General features: G+C 29.2%; 1 protein-coding gene. It reads right to left on the bottom strand.

Features of this window, described 5'->3' with window-relative positions:
* Nucleotides 1-1,259, bottom strand: a 1,259-nt coding sequence (locus tag EUBIFOR_RS12855) for a hypothetical protein (protein WP_003864020.1), incomplete at both ends; no start/stop codon positions are given.

Genomic DNA, 1,259 nt, shown 5'->3' on the forward strand with positions numbered 1-1,259 from the left:
GATAGAATTCCAAGCCTCAAATCCACCCGCAAAATCATCTCTTTTATTCACATTATCCGCATGTGCAATGAAACGGTTAAATGCATGGATTGAATCTGTATGCAACTTAGCAAAAGCTTCAGGCTTTACAGTAACGCTATATGTAATATAACAACTCTCACCTGGACTTAAATTGATTGGAGTATCCTCATTTCCAGATAGTACAAAACTTCTAAAATTATCTTTATCATTCCACTCTTTAAATTCTGTATTATCGGTTGACCACTTTATATTGTATTTTGCAGAATCAACAACACTGTTATTCTTATACAATTTAAAAGTACTTTTATCAAAGTGAATATATTGTAATAAATCCGCATTTATTTCTGTATTTAAATCATGTTTCAAATAATCATAGAATTGAAGATTCTTGATTGTATAATTACTTGTATCTTTCTTAATAGAAATAGACGACTTAAATGGAATTGTATATGAACCATCATCCGCATTCCTGGTAATATTTCCATCTACTGTTTTTTTGAATAAACCATCATAATCTATTTTTGGAGTAAAATCAGCATTACCGGTTCCTTTATCATAAGTATCTGTAGAACCTTTTGAATATAAAGACGCACTATTTTTTATTGTATTTCCATTTAAGCTCTCTTTATCCTTTAACTTCACATAATAAGTAAGTGTACGAATTTCATTTGGTTCCATATTTCCAATATTCCAAACGATACAAGGATTTGTGATATTTGGTTCACCTGATGCAGGTATTTTAGTATTAGAATCTGGAATTTTCGCTTTATAAATCTTTCCATGCGATTGTGATGATGATTTCTCTATTGTTTCAAATGGATCTTGTTTATTATCTGTACTATTTAATTCTGTTTCTGTAGAACTAATATTTCCTAAATAACTTACTAAATTAGAATTTGAAGTAAACTTATCAACAACATACAAACCTTTACAACCATCCTTATCAGCCTTAACTGTTATTGTATAAGTTAAAGTATTCTTTTCTTTATCTATTTTAGATATTTGCTTACCACCAATTGTTACACTACCAAATTTTTCTATGCAATCTGGACCATAATCTAAAGTAACCGTTTTATTTCCAACAGTCAGTGTAGCTTTTCCATCAGTATTGTTTATTTTTGTTAAATCAATCTGACCCTTCACATAGAATGAACCGTTTAATTGATTCCTTCCTTTATCTACTAAACCTTTAAGATAGGTTTGATCAAGAGTAAACTTCACTTTATTCTTTTCAATTT

This window comes from Holdemanella biformis DSM 3989, assembly GCF_000156655.1.
Taxonomy (GTDB): domain Bacteria; phylum Bacillota_I; class Bacilli_A; order Erysipelotrichales; family Erysipelotrichaceae; genus Holdemanella; species Holdemanella biformis.